This is a genomic window from Sinorhizobium sp. 6-70 (genome assembly GCF_030124375.1).
In the GTDB taxonomy this organism is placed as follows: Bacteria; Pseudomonadota; Alphaproteobacteria; order Rhizobiales; family Rhizobiaceae; genus Sinorhizobium.
Genome location: NZ_JASKLS010000002.1, coordinates 669,461 through 690,330, shown reverse-complemented (window position 1 = coordinate 690,330; position 20,870 = coordinate 669,461). Strand labels below are relative to the sequence as shown.

Sequence of the window (20,870 nt, the reverse complement as noted above, 5' to 3'; positions counted from 1 at the left end):
GGACGCTATAGCATCGCCGGAGGGTGGAAACGCCCTTCGATGGAAACGATGCGTAGAACCAAAGAAGGAGAGCGTCCATGTGCGTTTTGGGACAACGTACGGCGCTCTGGGGTAGTGAGGGAAGCGTGCTGCAATGACATCAGGGGCGGACCTGCTGCGGGTTGAGGGTCTGCGGATCACATTCTCGGTGCTCGGCGGTGAAGTGGAAGCCGTCAGGGGAGCAAATTTCAGGATTCTTCCAGGGAAGGTCACTGCGCTCGTCGGTGAGTCCGGATCCGGCAAGTCGGCGATCAGCCAGGCCATCATGGGCATTTTGCCAAGCGTTGCGAGGGTTGGCGGACGAGTCCTGTTCAACGACCCCGCGGTCGCGGGCAAGCCTGTCGATCTGCTCTCGCTCGAGCCTGACGGGCGCGATATCCAGGCCGTTCGCGGCGCGCGCATCAGCAAGATCTTTCAGGAGCCGATGACCTCGCTGTCGCCGCTCCACACGATCGGGAACCAGATTTCCGAGGTGCTGGCGATACATACGGACGCGGACAAGGAAGAGCGGAGAGCGAGGACCGAGCAGCTACTGGGCTATGTCGGATTCTCCAACCCGCCGCGCGCCTACGATATGTACCCGTTCGAGCTTTCCGGCGGGATGCGCCAGCGCGCGATGATCGCCATGGCGTTGATCTGCCGGCCGGCGCTCTTGATTGCCGATGAGCCGACAACCGCACTCGACGTTACGGTGCAGGCGCAAATTCTGCAGCTCCTGCGCGAGCTTCAGGCCAAGCTCAACATGGCCATGCTGCTGATCACGCACGATCTCGGGGTCGTCGCCAATATGGCCGACGAAGTCGTCGTCATCTATCACGGCGATATCGTCGAGGCGGGGCCCGTCGATGCGATCTTCCGCAACCCGCAGCATCCGTATCTGAAGGGACTGATGGCTGCTGTGCCGCACTTCGACATGAAGCCCGGCGAGCGGTTGAAGGCGCTGCGCGAGGTGCCGGTCAAGGCTGAAAACCTTCTCGGAAATCGACCGGCGCGAAAGACCTCCAACTCCGACGTTCTCATCTCCGTCCGTAACCTGTCGAAAACCTTCACCACCCGCAGCTCGGGTTGGTTCGGCGGCAAGGGCGGCGCTTCCCAGCACCGCGCCGTCGACAATGTCAGCTTCGATATTCGCCGCGGCGAATGCCTCGGCCTCGTCGGCGAAAGCGGCTGCGGCAAGACGACGGTGAGCAAGATCCTGATGCGGGCGGTGACGCCGGATTCAGGGTCGATAACCTACAATGACGGCGGCGGGGCGGTCGACGTGCTGAAGCTCGACGGCACGGCGCTGAAGGAGCTGCGCGCGAAAATCCAGATGGTCTTCCAGGACCCGGTCTCGTCGCTGTCGCCGCGCATGACGGTCAAGAACATTCTCAGTGAGCCGCTCGAGATCCACGGGCGTGGAACGGCGAAGTCGCGGATCGAGACCGTTCGCTCGCTGCTTCAGGCCGTCGGCCTCGACCAGCGTTTCATCAACCGCTATCCGCACAGTTTCTCCGGCGGCCAGAGGCAGCGCATCGGCATCGCCCGCGCGCTCGCGCTCGTTCCGGAGCTCTTGATCTGCGACGAGCCCGTTTCGGCGCTCGATGTTTCGGTGCAGGCCCAGATTCTCAACCTTCTCAAGGATTTGCAGAAGGAATTGGGGCTGACGTCGCTTTTCATTTCGCACAATCTGGCGGTGGTGGACTATATGGCGGATCGGATCGCGGTGATGTGCGCCGGCCGGATCGTCGAGCTGGCGCCGCGTGAGGCGCTGATGCGCAATCCCGTACACCCCTATACCAAGTCCTTGCTGGCGGCCGTGCCCTATCCCGATCTCGACCGGAAGCTCGATTTCGACGCCCTTCAGGCAAGCGGAGGCTCGGACAAGCGCCGGTGGGGAGTACAGTTCTCGGACGATGGTGAGGAAGACGCCCTCTTTCCTGCGAATCTCGGCGGCGAGCATTTCGTCCTTGCCCGAAAGTCGGTGGATGCAAGGGAGCTACGCCCATGATCACCCGAAGAACCGCGCTGGCGATGCTGGCTTCCACTGTTCTGCCGCCGCGGTTGCTGGCGGCGGGGACCGAGGCTGAGGCGCTCGCGCCGCTGGTCGCGGAAGGCAAGCTGCCTCCGCTCAATGAGCGGCTGCCGAAAACGCCGCGCGTGATCAATGTTGCGGCCATGGGGCGCAGGCCCGGCAGGCATGGCGGCGAGATCCGCAGCCTCATCGGCAGCGCCAAGGACATCCGCCTGATGACGGTCAACGGCTATTCCCGGCTGGTCGGCTTCGACGAGCAGCTGAACCTTCAGGCCGACGTTCTCGAAAGCTACGAAACGGTCGAGGACCGCATCTTTACCCTGCGTCTGCGCGAGGGCCATAAGTGGTCGGATGGAACGCCGCTAACGACGGAAGACTTCCGCTACTGCTGGGAGGACGTGCTGCTCAACGAGGACCTCTCTCCGGCGGGGCTCCCGACGGCGCTGGTCATGGATGGCGAGGCGGGCAAGTTCGAGATCATCGACGACCGGACGGTGCGTTATTCCTGGACGAAGCCGAACCCGGATTTCCTGCAGAAGCTCGCCGCTCCGCAGCCGTTGGTCATCGCCATGCCGTCCGCTTACCTCAAGCAGTTCCACAAGAAGTACCAGGAAGAGGACAAGCTCAAGGCAACGATGAAGGAAGAGCGGGTCAAGAAGTGGAGCCAATTGCACATGCGCATGGCACGCTCCTATCGTCCGGAAAACCCCGACTTGCCGACGCTCGATCCCTGGCGGAACACCACGCCGCTTCCCGCCGAGCAGTTCATCTTCGAGCGCAATCCGTATTTCCACCGGGTCGACGAAAACGGCCTGCAATTGCCCTACATCGACAAGTTCGTGTTGAACGTTAGCTCCTCATCGCTCATCCCGGCGAAAACCGGCACGGGTGAAAGCGATCTCCAGGCGGCGGGCATCGATTTTGTCGACTACACTTTCCTGAAGGATGCCGAGAAGCGCTATCCGATAACGGTCAAGCTGTGGAAGAAGACGCAGGGGTCGCGTCTGGCACTGCTTCCCAATCTCAATGCTTCCGATCCGGTATGGCGTCCGCTGCTGCAGGACGTCCGCGTCAGGCGAGCGTTGTCGCTGGCGATCGACCGGCGCGAAATCAATATGGCGGTCTTCTACGGCCTGACCAAGGAGAGCGCCGATACGGTGCTGCCGGATAGCCCGCTGTTCCGTCCCGAATTTGCAAGCGCCTGGGTAGCCCACGATCCGGACCAAGCCAACAGCCTGCTCGACGAGGCGGGGCTGGCAAAGCGCGGCAGTGACGGGATTCGCATCCTGCCGGACGGACGGGCGGCGCAAATCGTCGTGGAGACGGCAGGTGAAAGCACGCTCGAGACGGATGTTCTGCAGCTGATAACCGACTACTGGCACAAGATCGGCATTTCGCTCTTTATCCGCACCTCCCAGCGCGACACCTTCCGCAGCCGTGCGGTCGGTGGCGAGATCATCATGTCCATGTGGTTCGGCATCGACAACGGCGTTCCGACCGCGGACATGAATCCCGGCCAGCTTGCACCGACGGCGGACGACCAGTTGCAGTGGCCCGTCTGGGGGCTCAATTACCTGTCGCACGGCGAAATGGGAGAGGCGCCGGAGCTGCCGCCTGTGGTCGAGCTCCTCGACCTGCTCAAGCGCTGGCGGCATTCGAGCACCGACGCGGAGCGGACAGAGATCTGGAAATCGATGCTATCGATCTACACCGACCAGGTCTTCTCGATCGGTCTCGTCAATGCATCGCTGCAGCCGATCGTCGTCTCCACGAAACTTCGCAATGTGCCGGAAAAGGCGCTCTTCGGCTTCGACCCGACGAGCTATTTCGGCGTTTACAATCCCGACACCTTCTGGCTTGAACAGGACACCTGACATGCTGCGATACATTCTTTGGCGTATTGCGGCGATGGTCCCGACCCTCCTCATTATCTCGGCCCTGGTGTTCACCATCATCGAACTGCCGCCGGGAGACTATTTCGAGAGTTACGTCGCGGAGATCAGGGCGCAGGGCGAAGGCGTCAACATGGAGCAGATCGAAGCTCTGCGCAAAGAATACGGCTTCGATCAACCGCCGCTGCTTCGCTACATCTATTGGGTCGGCGGCATGCTGCAGGGCGACTTCGGCTATTCGTTCGAATATGAACTGCCGGTGAGCGAAGTCGTCGGAGACCGGCTGTGGCTGACGATCCTTGTCTCCTTCTTCACCATTATCCTGACCTGGATAATAGCATTTCCGATCGGCATCTACGCCGCGACGCACCAATACAGCTGGGGGGATTACGGGCTGTCGCTGATCGGCCTCATCGGCATCGCCGTGCCCAACTTCATGCTGGCGCTGATTCTCATGTATTTCGCCAATATCTGGTTCGGTACCTCGATCGGCCATCTCATGGACCAGAAATTTCTTTCGGAGCCGATGAGCTGGGCGAAGGCCAGGTCGATGCTCGAGCACATGTGGATACCGGTGATCATCATAGGTGCGGCGGGAACGGCCGGCATGATCCGGCGGCTCAGGGCCAATCTGCTCGACGAGCTTCAAAAGCAATATGTCGTCACCGCTCGGGCGAAGGGACTGTCGCCTACACGGACCCTGCTCAAATATCCGTTGCGCATGGCGCTCAACTTCTTCATCTCCGATATCGGCTCGATTCTGCCGGCAATCATCTCCGGCGCGGAAATCACGGCGATCGTCCTGTCACTTGAAACGACGGGACCGATGTTGATCAAGGCGCTGCAGAGCCAGGACATGTATCTCGCCGGCTCGTTCCTGATGTTTCTCGCATTTCTCACGGTCATCGGCGTGCTCATATCCGATCTTGCGCTCGCCGTTCTCGATCCCAGAATCCGTCTGCAAGGCAGGAGTACGAAGTGACGTCACCGATACCGGCGCCCGGCGAACCCCTGCCGCATTATGTGTCGACCGCCCCGTTCGATCCCTATTCCGTCGAGGTGATGACGGAGGAGCAGGTGCGCGTGAACCAGGCGTCGCAGTTGCGCCTGATGTGGTGGAAGTTCAAGCGTCACAAGGTCGCGCTCGCCTCCGGCATTTTCCTGGCAGCTCTCTACGTCATGATCCTCTTTTGCGAGTTTCTGGCGCCCTACAACCTGCATACGCGCAACGTCGATTTCATCTACGCGCCGCCGCAGGCTGTCCGCCTTTTCCATGACGGCGCATTTGTCGGCCCCTTCGTCTATGGCCGGACGATGACGCTGGACATGGAAACGCTGAGGCGGAACTATGCCGACAATCCTTCGGACATCCAGCAGATCCGATTCTTCTGCCGCGGCGACACGTATCGTTTCTGGGGACTCTTCGAGAGCAACCTGCATCTCATCTGTCCTGCAGAGGGCGGTCAGCTCTTCCTTCTGGGCACCGACAGGCTCGGGCGCGACGTGCTGTCGCGTATCATCTACGGCGCGCGGATCTCACTGACGATCGGCCTTCTCGGCATTACCGTGAGCTTCGTGCTCGGCATCGTCATCGGCGGGCTTGCCGGCTATCACGGCGGCGTTTTCGATCTGTTGGTCCAGAGATTGATCGAGGTGCTCCAGTCGATTCCGAGCATTCCCCTATGGCTGTCGCTTGCGGCGATCATGCCGGCCACATGGAGTCCGCTGCTCATCTATCTCGGTATCACCGTGATCCTGGGGCTTCTCGATTGGACCGGGCTCGCACGTGCCGTCCGCTCCAAGCTGCTTGCGCTGCGCGAGGAGGACTATGTGCTTGCGGCGCAGCTGATGGGCGCAAGAAGCAGCCGCATTATCGGGCGCCACCTCGTGCCGGGGTTCATGTCCCATCTTATTGCAACGGCGACGATCTCGATTCCCGGCATGATCCTTGGCGAAACAGCGCTGAGCTTCCTCGGGTTGGGCTTGCGCCCGCCGATAACGAGTTGGGGCATCCTTCTGACGGAGGCAAAGAGCGTCAGCGTTATTGCTTTCTATCCCTGGCTGCTGTTTCCGACTATACCAGTCATTCTTGTGATTTTGGCGTTCAACTTCCTGGGAGATGGGTTGCGCGACGCCGCCGATCCCTACAAATAAGGCCGGCACATTTTCCTTTGACTGCCCGCGGGCCCTGCATCCTGTTGCAGGCCCTTCCAATAATGAGCGAAAGGTTCTTCGCATGGTACGGCGTTTCGAGGATGCCCGGATCCTCATGTACAGCCACGACACTTTCGGCCTCGGTCACCTCAGGCGTTGTCGGACGATCGCGCATGCGCTCGTGGAAGACTATAGCGGGTTGCAGGTCCTGATCATCTCCGGCGCCACGATCGCGGGGGCTTTCGATTATCGTGCGCGCGTCGACTTCGTGAAGATTCCGAGCGTCATCAAGCTCAGAAACGGTGAGTACACCTCGCTCGACCGGCACATCGAACTGCACGAGACGCTGAAGATGCGCCAGTCGATCATCCGCTCGACGGCCGAGACGTTCAAACCGGACATCTTCATCGTCGACAAGGAGCCCATGGGCCTGCGCGGCGAGGTCGAGGATACGCTCACCTACCTGAAGACCCATGGGACGAAGCTGGTGCTTGGGCTGCGGGAGATCATGGACGCACCGCACCTGCTCGAAGTCGAATGGAAGCGTCGCGACACCATGCGCAAGATCGAGCAGTTCTACGATACGATCTGGGTCTATGGTCCGCCGGATTTTTACGATCCGCTTGTGGGCCTTGACGTGCCCACGGCGGTGCGCGAACGCATGAACTTCGTCGGTTTTCTGCAGCGAGGCGTGCCGCATGACGGACTGCCTGACCACAGGCCGGAGGGCGACTATATCCTCGTCACCACCGGTGGCGGCGGCGACGGCGCCGAGCTCATTCATGATGTGATCCACGCCTATCAGCAGGACCCCGAACTGACGCACAACGCCCTCGTGGTGCTCGGACCCTACATGCCCGCCAAGCAGCGCAACAAGCTGATCAAGAAGGGCGGTCGCATCCCTTTTATCAAGATAATCGAGTTCGACAACCGCATGGAGGAACTGATCGCCGGCGCCAGAGGGGTCGTCTCGATGGGCGGCTACAACACCTATTGCGAGATTCTCTCCTTCGACAAGCCGGCCTTGATCGTGCCGCGTCTCGAGCCGCGGGAGGAGCAGTTGATCCGGGCTCGACGCGCATCTGAGCTTGGCCTCGTCCAGATGCTGCTTCCCCATGAGGCCGAGGATCCGCTGCGGTTCGCGGCCGCGTTGAAGGCTTTGCCGGGGCGTGCGCCCCCCTCGCGCGCCGCCAATGGCCTGAGGCTGGAAGGCCTTGTCCACATCTCCGAGCTCGTCGGCAGCTGGCTCGATCACCGATCGAAAGAGCACCTGAGCATCGTGAAGCAGACGAGCTGAGCTAGTGTCGCGAAATCGCAAGATTGCCGTCATCCTGAAAGGCTATCCGCGCCTGTCGGAAACCTTCATAGCACAGGAACTGCTGGGCCTCGAAAAGGCCGGGCACGAACTGGTTCTCGTCGCGCTCCGCCGTCCGACCGATGGCAAGCGTCATCCCGTGCACGACGAAATCCGTGCCGACGTCCACTATTTGCCGGAATATCTGCATGAGGAGCCATGGCGCGTGCTTCGCGCCATGCTCCGGTTGATGCCGAAGGCTGGCTTCTGGTGCGCGCTTGGCCCATTCCTCGCGGATCTCGTGCGTGATCCATCGCGCAACCGCTTCCGGCGGTTCGGTCAGGCGCTGGTGCTGGTCGCCGAATGGCCGGGCGCGGCGACCTGGCTTCACGCGCATTTCATTCACACGCCCGCTTCGGTGACCGCCTATGCCAGCATCATCGCAGGCATCCCCTGGACCTGCTCTGCGCATGCCAAGGACATCTGGACGTCGTCCAACTGGGAGCTTTCCGGAAAACTCGACCGCGCCCGCTGGACCGTTACCTGTACGCGCAGCGGCTTTGAGCACCTGCAAAGTCTGACACTCGAGAAAGCCCGGGTGCACCTGAGCTATCATGGCCTCGATCTCGACCGCTTCCCGGTCTTTGGCGGCGATCACTCCCGTCGCGACGGCTCCGACCCGGCCGACCCTGTCAGAATCGTCAGCGTCGGACGCGCCGTCGCCAAGAAGGGCTACGACATCCTGCTGAAGGCGCTGTCGCTGCTGCCGGAAGATCTCAACTGGCGCTTCGATCATATCGGCGCAGGCGAACTGGCCGGCGACCTCAAGACGCTTGCGACCGAACTTGGTCTTGCCGAACGGGTCCGCTGGAAGGGTGCGCTCGACCAGACCGACGTGCTGCAGCATTACCGCGACAGCGACATCTTCGCGCTGGCGTGTCGGGTTGCGGCCAACGGTGATCGCGACGGCCTGCCGAACGTTCTGGTGGAAGCGTCGAGCCAGCGGCTGCCTTGCGTCTCGACATCCGTCTCGGGCGTTCCGGAATTGCTGACGGACCATCAGAACGGTCTGCTCGTGCCGCCCGAGGATCCGCGGGCGCTTGCCCTGGCGCTCGAACGGCTGGTGCGCGATCCGGATCTCAGGCGGCGGCTTGGCGATGCTGCCGAACAGCGCGTTCGCGCCGAGTTCGACCATCATTCGAGCGTCAGCCAACTGATCGGGCTCTTTCAAAGCGAGTGGAGCAAAGCCTCGTGAGCAAGCGTCGCGTCTTCTTTTACGTGCAGCATCTGCTTGGCATCGGGCATCTGGCGCGGGCGAGCCGCATCGCGAAGGCGTTGTCCGCGGATGGGTTCGATGTAACGATGGTAACGGGCGGCGCACCCATTCCCGGGTTTCCGGGCGAGGGCCTGGCGACGATCGCGCTGCCGCCGGTCGCGGCCGGCGACAAGGGCTTCTCCGGTCTCAGCGATGCCGACGGTAATCCGGTCACGGACGCTTTCCAGCAGCGCCGCAAAAATCTGTTGATCGAAGCGCTGCATGCCTCGAAGCCCGATGTCGTCATCATCGAGGCCTTCCCGTTCGGGCGCAGGCAGATGCGCTTCGAATTGCTGCCGCTGCTCGATTCCATTGCGGCAATGGAGTCGCGGCCGCTGGTGGCGACCTCGCTGCGCGATATTCTGCAGGAACGGGTCAAACCCGGCCGTGCCGAGGAGACCGTGGAACTGGTCAAGACGCATTTCGATCTTGTGCTCGTTCACGGCGACCCGGCCTTTGCCCGTCTCGAGGAGACCTTCCCGCTTGCGGACGAGATCGCCGAAAAGGTTGCCTACACGGGGCTCGTCGCACCAGCGCCGCCGGCTGAAGCGAATGAGAAATTCGACATCGTGGTCTCGGCGGGTGGTGGCGCTGTCGGTAAGGATCTGATCAGTGCGGCGCTTGGGGCCGCAACGGTGCTGCCGAAAACGCTTCGCTGGTGTCTCGTAACCGGGCCCAACCTGCCGCAGAGCGATTTCGATGCTCTCGCCGCTGCGGCGCCCGACGGGGTCAGCCTCTTCCGCTTTCGCCAGGATTTTGCAAGCCTGCTCGCGGGCGCCAGGCTCTCCGTCTCGCAGGCGGGATACAACACCGTGTGCGACATTCTTCGCGCCGGCTGCGGCTCGCTGCTTATCCCCTTCACCGCGGGCGGTGAAACCGAGCAGAGCACACGCGCAGCAAGGCTCGAAAGGCTCGGCCTTGCGGGTGTTCTGCCGGAGGAAGGCATAACGTCCGAACGCCTCGCACTGGACATCGAGGCGATGCTGATCCGGCCAAAGCCGCAGATTCCGCCGCTCGATCTCACCGGCGCTGCCAGGACGGCGACGATCCTCAGGGAAGAGCTGCAACGGCGGGAGGTCAGACCGTCCCGATCAGCATGAAGCGATTGTATTTCTTCATCGGCAACGCGCCTGCGAAATCGAGCGTCGCAAGACCGGCCCGCATCTGGAATTCCTCGAGCGAGGAGACGCAGCTTATATGCGTCGGTTCGCTGAAATAGTCGTTTGACTGAAGCAGGACGCGAGTGCCCGAAGGAAGGAGCGCAAGCCAGCGCTTGAGATCGCCAATGTGTTCGCAACTCGTGTTGACGATCAGGTCGGCTCCGATTGTCCGATAGTCGAGCGCATACATGTCCGCCGTGATCGCGCGGAAACGATCGCCATGGGCTGAATTCAGCGTGCGTGCGACCTCCTCCACGGCAGGATCGATGTCATAGCTGTCAATGGCGCCGATGTTGAAACGCGCGTCTTCGAAGAGCATCGCGGGCAGAATGCCGTACCAGCCGCCAAGCACTGCTATACGGTTGAAGGCCGGGCCGGCGCTTTCGAGCAGCTTGTCCCGCGCCCAGATCTTGCAGCCGACCTGCTTGTAGTTGAACGCGTTGGCGATGTCCGCGTCCCGGTGCATGGCGATCACCCTGCTTATACCCGCCACCACGGCGCTGCCGGAGTAGGCGGCGATCCCGCGCACGAGATCATAGGCGTTCTCGTGCCAATCTTCGGGGGGAGTATGGGTGGCATGCATCATGAGGCTGTTGTAAGCTTACGGGTAGGCGAGTGCAAGCCACGCGCGAGTGAACCTCGGGCGGCGGATGCTCGCGACATCTGCAAGGAACCGTTCGGGCCTTGCGGAAGGGGCGATCTGTTCGACGGATGTTACTCGTGGTTCGCGTCCGCTTGACATGGAGCAAGGCTCTGCTCTCATGCCGGGCAGTCACGATTCCGTGGATGAAGCGCGAGTCCATTGAAGACTTGATGGACTGGAACCATTTGCGACAGGAGTCTGCCGACCCTACCGGCCCGGCGATCCCGTATTTAAGTTAGGTCACATTGCCAGCACATGGAAACACGTCTTTCCCGCTACATCTGGACTCACACGCGCAAGCAGCAGCTTTGGATCCTGCTGGTCGTCGCGCTGTCGATGGTACCCTATTTCCTGTCCTTCGACCTTCCCAAGCAGATCGTCAACGGGCCGATTCAGGGCGAGGGTTTCGAAGGGCCCGAGGCGACCCAGGCCTTCCTGCCGATTTCCTTCAGCCTGCCAGGTTTCGGCGAAGTCAATCTGTTTTCGGGCTTTCAACTTGAGCGAGAGGGAATGCTGCTTGCCCTCAGCCTTGTCTTCCTGCTGCTCGTCATCATCAACGGACTCTTCAAGTTCTACATCAATACCTACAAGGGCCGGCTCGGCGAGCGCCTCCTGCGGCGCATCCGCTTCGAGCTCGTCGACCGCGTGCTGCGCTTCCCGCCGAGCCACTTCAAGCGCGTGAAGCCCGCCGAAATCTCGACCATGATCAAGGACGAGGTCGAGCCTCTTGGCGGGTTCACCGGCGATGCCTTCGTGCAGCCGGCGCTCCTCGGCGGCCAGGCTTTGACGGCGCTGATTTTCATCCTGCTCCAGAGCCTGTGGCTGGGTCTCGTGGCCGCCTTCATAGTCGCGATACAGGCGGTGATCATTCCACGGATGCGCCGGCGCCTGCTCGTGCTCGGCCGCGAGCGCCAGTTGACGGCGCGTGAATTGTCGGGCCGGGTCAGCGAGATCGTTGACGGCATCGGCACCATTCGCGGGCACGACACGTCCAACTATGAAAGAGCCGACATTGCTGCCCGCCTCGGCCGGATATTCAAGATCCGCTACGATCTCTATCAGTGGAAGTTCCTGGTCAAGTTCCTGAACAACTTCCTGGCGCAGGTCACACCGTTCCTGTTCTACTCAATCGGAGGCTACTTTGCGCTCCAGGGCCGGCTCGATATTGGCCAGCTTGTTGCGGTGATCGGTGCCTACAAGGACCTGCCGGGACCGCTGAAAGAACTCATCGATTGGGATCAGGCGCGCCAGGACGTGCAGGTCAAATACGCCCAGGTCGTGGACCAGTTCAGCGTCGAGCCGCTGATCGATCCCAGTGTCCAGGCGATCGCGGTAACCTCCGTGGCGCCGATCACCGGGGCTCTTGCAGCCGTCAATCTTTCCGTGTCCGACGACGGCGGTTCGAAGGTCGTGGAACACGTATCGCTGCAGGTGCATCCCGGCGAGGCCATCGCGATCACGGGCGGCTCTACCGGCGGAGGAGAGGCCCTCGCCGAGGCCTTCGGGCGGCTGACGTGGCCGGAAACCGGCAGGATCGTCGTCGGCGACGACGATATCCACGACCTGCCGGAATCGGTCGTCGGACGGCGAATCTCCTACGCCTCGTCGGAGGTCTACATCTTCCACGGGAGCCTCGGCGACAATCTGCTTTACGGCCTCAAGCACGCGCCGCTCACAGAGGTGGTTTACGAGGGCGACAAGGCCGCCCACCGTCGGTGGGAATTGCTGGAAGCAAAACTTGCCGGCAATCCCTCGCTCGACGTCAACAGTGACTGGATCGATTACGGGGCCGCAGGTGCGACTGGGCCGGATGATCTCTTCGCAAAAGTCAGAGAGGTGCTCGACACGGCGCTTCTCACAAACGACATCATGGCGCTTGCCGTCCGCTCGACCATCAATCCCGCGCAGCACGAAGCTTTTGCGGGTGAAATCGTGGACATGCGCGGGGCCCTTCGCAGGCGCCTCGAGGCCGAGAAACTCAGTGATCTCGTCGTGTTCTTCGAGCCTGGCTCCTACAATGTCGAGGCGACGGTCGGCGAAAACTTGCTCTTCGGGACGGTGACCAATCAGGCGCGTTGGGAAAAGGCACTTGAAAGCCACCCGTTCTTCAAGACGGTCTTAAAAAGGGCCGGCCTGCACGAGAACTTCTACGAAATGGGGCTGGAAATCGCCGGCAACGTCGTCGAACTGTTCCGTGACCTGCCTCCCGACCACCCGTTCTTCCAGCAACTCACCTTTATGGCGGCGGAAGAGATCCCGACCTATGAAGCGCTTCTCCAGAAGGTGAGGGGACGGGCAATCGACGACGTTTCCGAGGATGATGCCATCAAGATCATCCGGCTGTGCTTCGGCTATATCGAGCCACGCCATCGCTTCGGTCTGCTGTCCGAAGAATTGATGGCTCAGATCGTCGAGGCGCGGCGGGAGTTCAGCGAAGGCCTGCCCGAGGATCTCGTCGGTATCATCGAGCACTATCAGCCGAACCGTTATATCGCGTCGGCCAGCATCATCGATAACGTGCTTTTCGGCCGCATCGGCCACAGGCACACCGACGGCTCCGAGAGGATCCGCGCGATCGTGCGCGACCTCTTCGAATCGCTCGGACTTTACAACAACGTGCTTGCCTTCGGACTTGACTTCGACGTCGGCGCCGGCGGCAAGCGGCTGACGGCGGGCCAGCGGCAGAAGCTCAACCTTGCGCGTGCGTTGATTCGCATGTCCGATTTCTACATCTTCAATCAACCGCTGCTCGCTCTCGACCAGCGGGCACAGGAGCAGATCACCCGCAACGTCTTTGCGTTCCTGAGGCAGGACGATCGCAAACCGGCGATCGTCTGGGTTCTCGCCAATCCGGCTCTCTCCGAGTTGTTCGACCGCCAGGCGCACTTCGAAAACGGCCATCTCGTGAGCGACGAAGCTGTGGAAACAGCTGCGAAAGACAGCGACTACAAGGAACTGGCATCTTGATGTAATATTAATGTGAGGGCGCAAGCATATTTTCCCGTTCGCAAGGGGAGGGAGGTGCTTATGCTCGCGACACACTCGGAGAAACGGACTGTCATGCTCCTAAAAGACGAAGTGGAAATGCTGCGCCGGATCACACTGTTTTCCGGCTTGCCGCCAGCCAAGCTCAAACTTCTGGCATTCACCTCCGACAGGGTAATGTACAGCGCAGGAGAAAGTCTGTTTCATCAGGGCGATATCGGCGATGCGGCCTACGTGATCCTCTCCGGCAGAGCCGATGTCTTGGTTGCGACGCCAACCGGACAATTGAAGGTCGCCGAGGTGGAGCAGAATTCGATCGTCGGCGAGATCGCCATTCTCTGCAACACGCCCCGCACAGCGACTGTCAAGACCAGCACGGCGCTTGAGGCGCTGCGCATTCGCAAGGACGATTTCCTGAAACTGCTGGCGGACTTCCCGGAGATGGCGGTGGAAATCATGCGTGTGCTCGCCGACCGCCTCAGCCAGACAACCTCCGAACTCACCGAAGCGCGCAGCCGTGCCCAGCGGGCGGAGGCGTAAGCGCTATTGGGCCGTTAAACCTCACGCCTGGGCGGTGTTGCCCTAACACTTTGTTTACCCACGTTCCGAGCGCGAGCCGCTTCACACGTCGCCCCGAAATGCATTAAAGAGGCGCGATGCGTGCGATAACCTATTTTCAGAAAACCGTTTATTTTCCCGACAAGCCGGAGAAGGCGCGCTTCTTTGCCCGACTGCAAGGCGGACAATGGGAGCCCGGCACATTTCGCAACATCGAGCGACTCGTCGACGCTACCACCACCTTCATCGATATCGGCGGCTGGATCGGGGTAACGCCCTACTGGGCGGCGCAGATCGCAGACAATGTCATTACCGTCGAGCCTGATCCGGTGTGCTTCGAGATCCTCACCGAGATGCAGCGCGAGAATGCGGGCGACGTGAAGCTACTCAACGCGGCTCTCTCAGAGGACGAATGCCTGGTGCTGCACTCGGTCGGCGGCGGCTTCGGCAGTTCGGAAACCTCTGCGCTGATTGCCGACGACACCGGCCTGGCGGTCACGGCGCAAACGGTCACCATCGCGGGCCTTCAGGGAATGGCACGGACGGAGCGGCTCTGTTTCAAGATCGACATCGAAGGCTACGAATACAAGGCGCTCGACCAGTTTCGGGCGATCGACCGCAAGAGAACCGCGGGTGTGCTGATCGCGGTGCATCCGCAGATCCTCGCCGCCTCGCTCTCCGGTCCGCCTTTTGTCCGCGCTGTGCGAACGATCGCCGCCACGGCGCGCCTGATCCGGAGCTTCCGCGGCTTCAGGCTCGAAAATCGGTCCGCCATTTGGGCGGCGATGCGCAAGTCGGTATCCCGGCGTGAGTTCAGGGGCTTCGATCTACTCTTTGTCGCGAAATGATTCCCCTCACCAGCGGCTCAGAATCATCGTGATCTGACCCGCACCGGGTCGATGCCGTTTCGGCCGAAGCGGGCGGGTTCCTGGGCCTTGGCGGAGTTCACTTTCGCTTCGGCGAGGTCATCGAGGATCGGGCAATCCGGCCGCTCGTCGCCGTGGCAATGGGCGGCAAGGTGCTTGAGCGTCCGGCTCATCGCCTTCAGTTCCTCGGCTTTGCGTTCCAGGATTTCCACTTGATCGAGCGCGATCTTCTTGACCTCGCTGCTGGCGCGCGAGCGGTCGCGCCAAAGCGCCAGCAAGTCCACCATTTGCTCGACCGTGAAGCCGAGATCGCGGGCGCGGCGGATGAAGCGCAGCGTATGGACGTCCTTGTCGCCATAGTTGCGGTAACCGGATTCGCTGCGGCTCGCCGGAGGAATAAGCCCGATCGTCTCGTAGTAGCGGATCATCTTCGTCGAGACGCCGGAGGCGCGCGCGACATCGCCGATATTCATGACATCACCCTTCTTCTAGCGGCAGCGTATGCCGCTGATATAGGAATTTCGCTTGCGAGGCGCCAAGGGCCTGCCCGGCGCTATCGACAAGCGGCAGGTTCCCGCGAAGGCTTCTGAACCGCTTGAGCCGCAGCGCATTGCCGACCACAAAGACGCTGGAAAGCGCCATGGCGCCGGCTGCAAAGATCGGCGAAAGCAGCACGCCATAGGCCGGATAAAGCGCACCGGCGGCGACAGGTATCAGCACCACGTTATAGGCGAAGGCCCAGAACAGGTTCTCCTTGATGTTGCGGATCGTCGCCTTCGAAAGTGCGATGGCATTCGGCACCCCGAGGAGGTCGCCGGACATCAGCACGACGTCGGCGCTCTCGATGGCGACATCCGTTCCCGTGCCGATCGCCAGCCCGACATCGGCGGCCGCGAGCGCCGGCGCGTCGTTGATGCCGTCGCCGACGAAGGCGACGTTGCGTCCTTCCGCCTTCAGCCGCATCAGAGTCGCGACCTTTCCGTCCGGCAGGACCTCGGCGACGACCTCGTCGATACCGAGCTTGCGGGCGATCGCCTCTGCCGTGCGGCGGTTGTCGCCAGTGACCATCGCGATTTTGAGGCCGAGCTGATGTAGCATGCGGATCGCCTGCGGCGTCGTCTCCTTGATCGGATCGGCAACGGCGATGATCGCCGCGAGCTTGCCGTCGATCGCCGCGTAAAGCGGGCTCTTGCCTTCGTTACCGAGGCGGCGGGCGGGATCGGCGAAGACGGCGACGTCGATACCCTCGCGCGCCATCAACCGGTCGGCCCCGATATGGACGGTGTGGCCGGAAACCTTGGCGCGGGTCCCGAAACCGGGGATCGCTTCGAATTGCTCCGCTTCGCCGATCGTCAGACCCGCGTTCCTTGCCGCGGATACGATGGCTTCCGCGATCGGATGTTCCGAGCGTGCTTCGACGCTGGCGATGAGGGCAAGGACAGCGTTGCTTTCAAAGCCCGCAGCCGCTTCGAGATCGGTCAGTTCGGGTCGGCCCCGGGTCAGGGTACCGGTCTTGTCGATCGCGATGATTTCGGCGTTGCGCAGCGTCTGCAACGCTTCTCCCTTTCGGAAGAGCACGCCCATTTCGGCAGCACGGCCGGTTCCGACCATGATGGAGGTGGGGGTTGCGAGCCCCATCGCGCACGGGCAGGCGATGATCAGGACGGCGACGCCATTGACGAGCGCGAAGGTCAGCGCAGGATCCGGGCCGAAGACGAGCCAGACGAGGATTGTTGCAAGGGCGATTGCCATGACCGCGGGCACGAACCAGGCGGTGACGCGGTCGACAAGCGACTGGATCGGCAGCTTTGCACCTTGGGCCTGTTCGACCATGCGAATGATCTGCGCCAGCACCGTGTCCGCTCCGACCTTGGTGGCGCGGAAGCTGAAGGCCCCGGTCTTGTTGATCGTACCGCCGACGACTTCGGCGCCGTTCGCTTTCAGAACGGGGACCGGTTCGCCGGTGATCATCGATTCATCGACATAGGAACTGCCCTCGACGACCACGCCATCGACGGCGATCTTTTCGCCGGGTCTGACGACAACGACGTCGCCCGCACGCACATAGGCAATCGCAATCTCCACCGTCTCGCCATTGCGGATGACGCGAGCCGTCTTCGGCTGCAGCCCCATGAGGTGCCTGATTGCCTCCGACGTACGACCTTTGGCGCGCGCTTCAAGAAAGCGGCCAAGCAGGATCAGCGTGACGATCACGGCCGCCGCCTCATAGTAGACATTGGCGGTGTCGACCGGCAGCAGACCGGGCGCAAAGGTTGCAACCACGGAGTAACCCCATGCCGCAAACGCGCCGATCGCGACCAGTGAGTTCATGTCCGGCGCCGCTCTCAATAGCGCCGGAACGCCTTTCTGGAAAAAGCGAAGACCCGGCCCGAAGAGAGTAAGCGAGGCGAGCACGAATTGCAGATACCAGCTTTCCTGCATGCCGATGCGGATCATGACGAAATCGTGGATTGCCGGAACGAAATGCGATCCCATCTCGAGCACGAAGATAGGGAGCGTCAGAAGGGCGGCGATCGTAAGCGACAGCTTCAGGCGACGGCCTTCCCGTTCGCGTTTCTCCGCTTCCTGGACGACGCCCTGCCTGTCGGCGATGCGCCTCGCGTCGTAGCCGGCGCCCCGTACGGCTTCGACCAGCATGTCCACCGAGGCAAGCCCTTTGACGACACGAACGGCAGCCTTCTCGGTGGCAAGATTGACGCTTGCTTCCAGGGTTCCGGGCACAACCCTGAGCGCCTTCTCGATGCGGGCGACGCAGGATGCGCAAGTCATGCCGTCAATCGCGAGCTCGATGAGCTCTTCAGAGGCCCCATAGCCCGTATTCTCGATTGCCTTGACGATATCGGCGGGGTTCGCTGCCGCGCCGAAGCGTATATCGGCCCGCTCCGTCGCGAGGTTTACGGAAGCCGACACGACGCCCGGCACCGCGCGTATGGCCTTTTCCACTCTCGCGACGCAGGAGGCACAGGTCATGCCCTCCACGGCGATGCTGGCCGTACGTGCGGCACCGGCAATCGGTTCGGCATTTTTCGTTTGGACTATTGTCGCGGATCCCATGATCGCGCTCCTTGCAATGCACCTGCGAACTAGATCATTTCATTGAAACGGTGAGCACGATCGCCCGGGGCTAGTCGGGCGACCGGCGCCGAACCCTCTACAGCGGCAGGCTATCGTAACCGGCTGCCTTCAAGGCCTCCACGATGACGCCGCGGTCTGCGGTCGTTTCGACACGCACTTCCTTCGTTCCGAGGTTGGCTTCGACGTTGGCCACCGGATCGATCGCCCTGATGGCTTTTTCAATCGTGCCGACACAGTGGCCACAGCTCATCTCGTCAATCTTGTACCGTTGCATGCTTGTCTCCTTGGCTTCGTGATAGGAGAAACATGGGGCTTCCCATCGTTGGAAGGTCAAGGGGCGCAGCACAGGAAATTTCTGCTGCTGGACAGGTGATGGGCAAACCTAAAATGAAGCGGTGCCAAAGCCTGCTTCTCCATCACTGAAAGGCTGGCGAGAGGCTGCGACGCGATAGCAACCTCGTCTGGTCTATCTGCCGCAATCAATGTCCTTGTAGAGTAGGTATTCTGCTTCACTGAACCGGACACCCGAATGGTCGAAGCAGAACCGCTTGGGCAGAATTCTGAAAAGATACCGTTTCCCGCAGGCCGCCGGGACATCCACCGTATACAATCGCGCCATGTTGGACGGCACGGGGTCTGTCCATTTTTTATGTCCGGCGAAGGAAACGTCTTTCAGGAGCGTCGCCGATCCCGAGCGGCCGACGCCTCCTGCCGCTGCGACGAAGCCAATGCCCTTCGCCTCGTCAATCGTTGGATATTCTTGCTGAGCCGGTGGGCCGCGGTCCAGCGGGACGTCCGTCGTCGCGAATGCCACGTTGAAGCGTACGTCGTCGCGGGCCGGCACGTAGCCGTAACCGTTCAGGTACTTCCAGGAAAGGCGCAATACCTTTTGCGCGCCGCTCTTAGTGACAGGATGAGAAAGTACATCGGCCGAAAAGCCCGCTGGCACGAAGGTGTCGCCGCCGCCGCCCGGGGGCGGGCACTGCGTGAACAGCGGCCTGTATCTACATTCGCTTCCACCGAGGCCCCAGGCGCATTGGCTGAGACGCAACCATTCCTCGTCATCGAGTGCTCGCACGCCTTTCCACAAGTTGCCACCATGCTCGGGTGTCATCCACGGACTGATCCTGCCCGCTCCAGAGGCGGAGGCCCATTCGGTCCTATGGTTCTGCACGAGCCCAAGCGCTACCTTTTGCGCGAAGAGGGCCGCGTTCTGCATCACCGTCGCGTTCGGAATGACAGGCGTCTTTCCGGTCGCGTCGGCGGCGAAGCGGCGGCCCGACTCCAGCGTCGTGAGGCTGTGGCAGCCCGAGCACGGATGGCCGTTGATCAAGACGGACCTGGCGTCAAGTAGCGTGCCGGCATGGACGGCCGCATATCCCGAACCGATCACGCGAAACGGCAGGTCCTGCCTTGCGACGCGCCCCGGAAGGAAGTTGCCCATGCTGAACACGGCGCGCGGATCGTGTCTGCCCTCGACATAGCCGACCCTCGCCTGTTGCATGTGCGGATCGATGACGGTGGGCTTCTTGTTGTCATGACAGAGTACGCAATCGACCTTGGCGCCTCCGTCGTACAGGTCCTCAGCAGCGCGCCGCCCCACGGTGTCGCCGTAGGACGCTCCGCCGGGTGGGGGGAAGCGCTCCCTCCAGTCGAAGGCGGAGCGGTCCTTCCGTCCGTCGAGAAATGCGATTTCACCCGTGACGTCGTTGAATCCGATCGCGCTGTACCGGGAGAACCGCGGATCCGTTTCCGTCCAGTAGGACTCCGCCTCGATTTCCAGGCTCTCGGACGACTTCCGACAGAGGAACAACCACTGTACATGGCTACGCGCGACCCGGCCGACCCGCGAGTTCATTGCGCAGAAAGTCACGTCGCCTGCGAGCGAAGGCTTGTCGCACCGATCGATGGTAGTCGTCCACTTCACCAGGCGACCTTCGACGTCACGGTGGACAAATTCGAGCGGAGCGCCTGCCTTGGAGGGATTTGGTTCAAGCCTTACGGCGTTTCCGTCAACCTCGAGACCGATCGGTCTCGAGTTCGGCCCCGTGCAGACCCCGTCCGGCATGGGGCCGAACACCGATCTGGCCTCGTCACCGAATTTCGTCACCGGATTGGTACTCGCCGTCGCCGGGGCCCACAACACCTCGCCGTTCCAACGAAGAAGAAGATCGTATGGCGACACGGTTCGGATACCGTCCGTGGCGGCTTTTGGGCCAGGCGCTGAGTAGGGTCCCGCTTCCTCGATGTGCCCGGCGTGCAGCTCCCGCGGAGCTGGGATCTCCCGGCCATCCGGCAGAGAAACAGCGACCGCAATCGCTGCGGCGAGATGGACGAGGCGCCCCACGTTGCCTTCCCTCGTTTGCCGCCCGCGCAGATGGTCAACGCGCGCTGGCCTGGATCCCGGACTGGAGCGGGGCGACCTTGAGGATAACGAACTTCATCAGATCGCCGTCCTTTGTTATCGTCGCGTATAGCTTGGCCATGTAGTCGAGTTGTGCCGCGCTGACCCCGATCGTCTGAATGCTCACCTGGACCGTCAGAGCAACCTCGAAGGTGCCGTCTTCCCTCTTCCCAATCAGGATGTTGCTAAGCACCCGGGTGGCGCTGGAGTTCGTAGCGGCGAGGTTCGCGAACATCGTCTGGAATTGCTTGGCCAGCGATCCTGCCGAAATAGCGAGCACGGCATTCACATTGCCCGGGTCGCAGTGAAAGTATTGCCCCGTGTCTACGAACAAAGCGGCCAGTCCGTTGAAATCGCGGTTGTCCATCGTCCATGCATATTGGGAAAGCAGGTCTATCACGTCGCGCCGTTCCTCCGGCGTGGGCGCGACCAATGACCCGCCGCGGTAGT

General features: G+C 61.7%; 16 protein-coding genes. 10 read left to right on the top strand and 6 right to left on the bottom strand.

Annotated elements, in window-relative coordinates:
- Positions 1-133: 133 nt before the first annotated feature.
- From QN222_RS06890 to QN222_RS06860, 7 genes are all read left to right on the top strand, one after another.
- Complete coding sequence (locus tag QN222_RS06890; protein ID WP_283963523.1) at positions 134-2,029, top strand: ABC transporter ATP-binding protein; 1,896 nt, start codon at positions 134-136, stop codon at positions 2,027-2,029.
- Positions 2,026-3,927, top strand: coding sequence for an ABC transporter substrate-binding protein (locus tag QN222_RS06885; protein ID WP_283963522.1), 1,902 nt, complete (start codon positions 2,026-2,028; stop codon positions 3,925-3,927). Before QN222_RS06890 ends, QN222_RS06885 begins: the two co-directional genes overlap by 4 nt.
- A 1-nt stretch (position 3,928) precedes the next feature.
- Positions 3,929-4,927, top strand: a complete 999-nt coding sequence (locus tag QN222_RS06880; RefSeq protein WP_283963521.1) for an ABC transporter permease — start codon at positions 3,929-3,931, stop codon at positions 4,925-4,927.
- A complete protein-coding gene (locus QN222_RS06875) occupies positions 4,924-6,099 on the top strand; it encodes an ABC transporter permease (protein WP_283963520.1) in 1,176 nt (391 codons plus the stop codon). The genes QN222_RS06880 and QN222_RS06875 overlap by 4 nt, the downstream gene beginning before the upstream one ends.
- A gap of 82 nt (positions 6,100-6,181) precedes the next feature.
- Positions 6,182-7,396, top strand: a complete 1,215-nt coding sequence (locus QN222_RS06870) for a glycosyltransferase family protein (protein WP_284005320.1) — start codon at positions 6,182-6,184, stop codon at positions 7,394-7,396.
- A 4-nt stretch (positions 7,397-7,400) separates the two neighbouring features.
- The gene (locus QN222_RS06865; protein ID WP_283963517.1) at positions 7,401-8,648 is read left to right on the top strand and encodes a glycosyltransferase family 4 protein; all 1,248 of its coding nucleotides are present in this window, start codon (positions 7,401-7,403) and stop codon (positions 8,646-8,648) included.
- Positions 8,645-9,808 (top strand): glycosyltransferase family protein, encoded by a 1,164-nt coding sequence (locus QN222_RS06860; protein ID WP_283963516.1) that lies wholly within the window; start codon positions 8,645-8,647, stop codon positions 9,806-9,808. Before QN222_RS06865 ends, QN222_RS06860 begins: the two co-directional genes overlap by 4 nt.
- Here the strand turns inward: QN222_RS06860 and QN222_RS06855 are convergent.
- Positions 9,786-10,454, bottom strand: coding sequence for a class I SAM-dependent methyltransferase (locus QN222_RS06855; RefSeq protein ID WP_283963515.1), 669 nt, complete (start codon positions 10,452-10,454; stop codon positions 9,786-9,788). The genes QN222_RS06860 and QN222_RS06855 overlap by 23 nt on opposite strands.
- A 312-nt stretch (positions 10,455-10,766) precedes the next feature.
- Between QN222_RS06855 and QN222_RS06850 the strand changes: the two genes are divergently transcribed.
- The 3 genes from QN222_RS06850 (at position 10,767) to QN222_RS06840 (ending at position 14,902) form a co-directional block, all read left to right on the top strand.
- Positions 10,767-13,478, top strand: a complete 2,712-nt coding sequence (locus QN222_RS06850) for an ABC transporter transmembrane domain-containing protein (RefSeq protein WP_283963514.1) — start codon at positions 10,767-10,769, stop codon at positions 13,476-13,478.
- Between the two features lie 93 nt (positions 13,479-13,571).
- Positions 13,572-14,036 carry a cyclic nucleotide-binding domain-containing protein gene (locus QN222_RS06845; RefSeq protein WP_283066659.1) on the top strand — a complete coding sequence of 155 codons (465 nt, stop codon included), beginning with the start codon at positions 13,572-13,574 and terminating at the stop codon, positions 14,034-14,036.
- A 116-nt stretch (positions 14,037-14,152) separates the two neighbouring features.
- On the top strand, positions 14,153-14,902 hold the full coding sequence (locus QN222_RS06840; RefSeq protein WP_283963513.1) for an FkbM family methyltransferase: 750 nt from the start codon (positions 14,153-14,155) through the stop codon (positions 14,900-14,902).
- A gap of 23 nt (positions 14,903-14,925) precedes the next feature.
- Here QN222_RS06840 and cueR read toward each other — a convergent pair whose 3' ends face one another.
- The 5 genes from cueR to QN222_RS06815 form a co-directional block, all read right to left on the bottom strand.
- Complete coding sequence (gene cueR / locus QN222_RS06835) at positions 14,926-15,393, bottom strand: Cu(I)-responsive transcriptional regulator (RefSeq protein ID WP_283963512.1); 468 nt, start codon at positions 15,391-15,393, stop codon at positions 14,926-14,928.
- Between the two features lie 4 nt (positions 15,394-15,397).
- Positions 15,398-17,995 (bottom strand): heavy metal translocating P-type ATPase, encoded by a 2,598-nt coding sequence (locus QN222_RS06830; protein ID WP_283963511.1) that lies wholly within the window; start codon positions 17,993-17,995, stop codon positions 15,398-15,400.
- Between the two features lie 97 nt (positions 17,996-18,092).
- Positions 18,093-18,290 carry a heavy-metal-associated domain-containing protein gene (locus tag QN222_RS06825; RefSeq protein WP_283963510.1) on the bottom strand — a complete coding sequence of 66 codons (198 nt, stop codon included), beginning with the start codon at positions 18,288-18,290 and terminating at the stop codon, positions 18,093-18,095.
- Positions 18,291-18,482: 192 nt separating this feature from the next.
- Complete coding sequence (locus QN222_RS06820) at positions 18,483-20,363, bottom strand: hypothetical protein (RefSeq protein WP_284005319.1); 1,881 nt, start codon at positions 20,361-20,363, stop codon at positions 18,483-18,485.
- 34 nt (positions 20,364-20,397) lie between these two features.
- Positions 20,398-20,820 carry a hypothetical protein gene (locus tag QN222_RS06815; RefSeq protein WP_283963508.1) on the bottom strand — a complete coding sequence of 141 codons (423 nt, stop codon included), beginning with the start codon at positions 20,818-20,820 and terminating at the stop codon, positions 20,398-20,400.
- Positions 20,821-20,870: the final 50 nt, after the last annotated feature.